This is a genomic window from Lactobacillus sp. B4026, from assembly GCF_026535825.1.
Classification (GTDB): domain Bacteria; phylum Bacillota; class Bacilli; order Lactobacillales; family Lactobacillaceae; genus Lactobacillus; species Lactobacillus panisapium.
Window position 1 is genome coordinate 1 of sequence record NZ_JAFNPD010000003.1, and the last position, 4,341, is coordinate 4,341.

4 protein-coding genes are annotated in these 4,341 nt (G+C 40.8%); all 4 read left to right on the top strand.

Annotated features, from left to right (window positions below; genetic code table 11):
- A partial coding sequence (locus tag J3U69_RS03315) for an acyl-CoA dehydrogenase family protein (protein ID WP_267413025.1) occupies positions 1 to 1,111 on the top strand: 1,111 nt, incomplete at its 5' end.
- A gap of 89 nt (positions 1,112 to 1,200) precedes the next feature.
- Positions 1,201 to 2,445, top strand: coding sequence for a CaiB/BaiF CoA transferase family protein (locus J3U69_RS03320; protein WP_267413026.1), 1,245 nt, complete (start codon positions 1,201 to 1,203; stop codon positions 2,443 to 2,445).
- 9 nt (positions 2,446 to 2,454) lie between these two features.
- Positions 2,455 to 3,600: an acyl-CoA dehydrogenase family protein gene (locus tag J3U69_RS03325; protein ID WP_267413027.1), complete on the top strand. Its 1,146-nt coding sequence runs from the start codon at positions 2,455 to 2,457 to the stop codon at positions 3,598 to 3,600.
- A 14-nt stretch (positions 3,601 to 3,614) separates the two neighbouring features.
- On the top strand, positions 3,615 to 4,341 hold a 727-nt coding region (locus J3U69_RS03330; protein ID WP_416381934.1), incomplete at its 3' end, for a hypothetical protein.

The following is a 4,341-nucleotide window of genomic DNA, read 5'->3' on the forward strand; positions in this document are numbered from 1 at the left end:
ATTTGACCGTATGACTAACTATATTGAAGAAAATCGTAAGTTTCCACAAGACTTTTTCCCAATAGCAATTAAGCATGACCTGTATCGCTTTGCATTGCCAAAACAATATGGTGGTTGGGGTTTAAGTGAAAAACAAATTCTACAAGTACAAGAAGAATTTTCTCGTACTCAAGGTGGTATTAGGATGCACTTGCACCATGCTTCTGACATGAATTGGCGAATTCTTGATAATTTTGGTAGCCAAGAATTAAAAGATAAGTATATGGATAAATTTCAGGACAAATCAATTTATGCCAATTTTGCCTTAACTGAAAAAAGTGGCGGTACGGGTGCAGATTTGCATACCTTGGCTGTTAAAGACGGCGATGACTGGGTAATTAACGGGGAAAAGACGCTGATTTCTCATGCAGATGTAGCTGACTTTACTTATCTAATCGTTGTTACCGATCCTGATAAAGAAGGTGATGAGCGTTTATCTGCATTCTTTGTCCCAACAAATACACCCGGATTTGAAGCTAATGAAATGCCACTGATGATGGGGTGCCGCGGTGCTGGTCATGCCGACTTAAAGTTTACAGATATGCGTGTGCCAGACAAATTTATGTTGGGTAAACGTGGCGAAGGAATGAAAGTTGCAATCTCTTCGCTATCATTATCGCGTGCACATATTGCTGATTCTAACTTAGGAATGGCTCAAAGAATGTTGGAAATGTCGATTGCATACTCTAAAGACCGGGTAACTTTCGGTAAGCCATTATGCAAGCGGCAATCAATCATTTTTGAAATTGCCGACATGGGTGCTAAAGTTCATGCACTTAGGCTGATGTTATGGGATTTAGCTAAAGACTACGATGAAGGAAAGGATATTACCAAGAAGGCGTCATTAGCTAAACTTGAAAGTATTAATACTGTTAAGCTGGTTTCTGATTATATGTTAGAGATTTTTGGTGGAATTGGCTACTTCCAAGACAATCCCTATGGCCCAGCTGAACGGTTATACCGCGATTGCCGGGCAATGTGGCTTGAGGAAGGACCACGTTCGGTTCAGCGCTTAACAGCAGGGAGATTACTGATCAACGATGGTGGTCAGACACCAATTACTAGTTTATAAAGCGATATTCTAACTTGGGAGGGCTGAAGCTAATAAATTAAATTATTAGTTCCAATCCTCTTTAATTATAACTAATGCGGAGATAAAAAATGGCTGATGAAATATTAAAGGGAATCAGAGTTATTGATTTGACGCAATTTTTGGCTGCACCAACTGTTGGCAGGGTGCTTGGCGAATGGGGTGCTGATGTAATTAAAATAGAAGCTCCCAAAGGTGATGCTGGGCGAACCCAAGGTGCCGTTTTTGGCATGAAATATGAAGATGATGAAAATTTGGGCTTTGATGTTTCCAACATGAACAAGCGGTTTGTCACTTTAAATATGAAGACACCAGATGGGATGCAAGCATTCAAAGACTTACTCAAAACGGCAGATGTTTTTCTTACTTCAGTGCGGACCAAAAGCTTGGCACACATGGGAATTACTTGGGAAGAACTGCATCAAGAGTTTCCTAAACTGGTTTTCGCCCAAGACCGTGGTTACGGTGAATTTGGTCCTAAGAAAGATGCAGCGGGTTACGATGCAACTGCTTATCAAGCACGTGGCGGTGTTCAAGGCACAACGGTTGATAAGGGCGGCAATCCTTACAATCCCGTAAATGGCTACGGTGATTTTCAGGTGTCAATGACTTTGGCGGCAGGAATCTGTGCTGCTTTACTTCAAGCACAAAGAACCGGAAAAGGTGACAAAGTCGTGGTTAATTTGAACCATGCAGCAATTTTTATGCAAAACATTGCAATGGTATCTGCGCAATACGGTAATGTTTATCCTAAAAGCCGGCGAGAAGTCACTAATCCGTTCAATGATACTTATAAAACTGCAGATGACCGGTGGTTTGTTCTATGTGTTCCAGAATATGATCGTGACTTTGATAAAGTGATGCACGATATTGGCCGTGACGATGTTTGTGGCGATAAGCGCTATAACAAAATGGATACATTGAACGCAAATGGTACTAGTAGCGAAGTGATAGCTATTTTGGAAGATGCATTCAAGCAAAAGCCATTAGCATATTGGATTGATTTATTTGGCAAAGAAGACTTGCCCCTTGAGGCGTGTCAAATTCCAACAGAAATCTACCAGGATCCTGAGGCGCTTGATAATGATGAGATCCGGTTAATGAAATTTCCATCTGGTGCTAAACGTTATATCCCAACTAATCCAGTTCGATTTGCTTCACAAGGTAAGCCAACCTTAACGCCTTCGCGTGCACAAGGATCTGATACGCGCGAAGTCTTAAAAGATGAACTTGGCTATAGTGATGCAAAGATTGCGGCAATGATTGCATCAGGTGCAGCTAGTGGTGTGCGGCATTTAGATGAGCCGCTTAAATAGGTGAAATAGATGACATTACAATATACACAAGCACAAAGAGAATACATTCACTTGGCACAGGAATTTGGTGATCGTTATCTTAGCCCAGAGATTATTAAAAAATATGATCAGGAAGGCGATTGTCCAGTAAGCCTATTTAAACCGGCAATCAAAATGGGACTTCATATGCTTGAAATCCCCAAAGAATATGGCGGCGCAGGGCTTTCATATGAAGATTCTGCCTTAGTTTTTGAAAAAATTGCGGAATATGATGCAGGTTATGCGTTAACTTTAATTACCTCCTTTGTTGCACTGCGGTGTGTAATGTTAGCTGGAACTGAAGAGCAAACGCGTGAATTTGCCCGAATAATTGAAGATGGTAAATTCGCCGCATTCACAATGTCAGAAGCCGATGCGGGCTCTGACGCGGGTTCGGTAAAAGCAACTGCAGTTCGTCATGGTGATGAATATATTCTCAACGGTAATAAGGCATTTGCCACAAATGGTGGTATCGCAGATATCTTTATTGGTATCTTCAGGACTTCTGATAATGGCAATCACGGGCTATCTGCTTTTATGATTGATCGCCATAGCCCTGGAATATGGGTCGGAAAACACGAAGATAAAATGGGGTTGCGATTATCAAATACTGTTCCCTTAGGATTTAAAAATGTTCATGTTCCAGCTAAAAACTTGCTAGGTAAAGAAGGACGGGGAATTAATATTGCGTTAAACAGCTTAAATTTGTCTCGTGCCTATGTTTCGACCTTAACTGTCGGTATTATGCAGCGAGCACTGTCTGAAGCAGCAAAATATGCTAATGAACGGCAGCAATTTAACCAGCCAATAGCGCAGTTTGAATCCGTCCAGAATATGTTAGCAGATATGGCAACGGCAGTTGAAACGTCTCGGCTGCTTGTCAACAATACGATGAAAATGATGGACAATAACCTTTCAGTTCGTCAAGAAGGTGCAATGACTAAACTTTTTGTTACGGACACGGCACAGAAGGTAACTTCGGACGCAGTCCAGATTTTAGGTGGATATGGCTATACTCGTGCGTATCCAGTTGAAAAACTGATGCGTGATGTTAAAGGATTCCAAATTTTGGAAGGAACTAATGAAATCCAACGAATGACTATTGCCCGTGAGGTCAGTAAGAATTATTTAGGCTAAGTGGGGGAATTCAAATGAAAATTGCAGTGATTGCAAAAGCAGCGGTAAATTCAAAAACGTATACTTCGCATCATAAACAAGTGACTTATCATTCTAATAACTTATTTTTGAGTGAGGAAGACAAAAGTGCACTAGAGTATGCTCTGCAGCTGATTGAACAAGAAGGCGGCACAATTGATGCCTATACTTTTGAACAAGACCAGGTAGCTGAAAGGGTTCTACATGAAGCACTGGCTTTAGGTGCTGATAAAGCAATTAAGATTACTGCGGGTGATGTTAATGATCCTTTGCAGCAAAACTATATTGCGCAGGAATTTGTCCACTACCTAAAAGAGCAAGATAAGAATTACGATTTAATATTGGCAGGATGTACAGGCTGGACTGAATTAAGTGCAATGATTGCGACCCAATTAGGGTCAAATTACTATGATCATCTTTCAGCAATTGATGCAGGACTTAATTTTGAAATGAAATTGGAGCAAGGCGCAATTACTGGCAAGTGCAAATTACCAGCTGTTATAACCGTTTTAAGTTCAGTTAGTGTTAGTCATTTAGCAGGCTTTTCTGCTTTAAATCAGGCCATTAACACAAGTATTACAGCCGTTTCCTTTAACAAATTGCCTAAGCAAAAAACTAGTTCGATTATAGCTAAGGATAAACGACCGCAAAAAGAAATTTTTGATTTAACTGAAGACCCCCAAGCTACACAGAAGTTAGTTGCTGCGTTGCGCCAAGACGGAA

What these genes read in the sequence shown, in the direction of transcription:
- J3U69_RS03320 (WP_267413026.1), top strand. Translation starts at nt 1,201, where the DNA reads ATGGCTGATGAAATATTAAAGGGAATCAGAGTTATTGATTTGACGCAA.
- J3U69_RS03325 (WP_267413027.1), top strand. Translation starts at nt 2,455, where the DNA reads ATGACATTACAATATACACAAGCACAAAGAGAATACATTCACTTGGCA.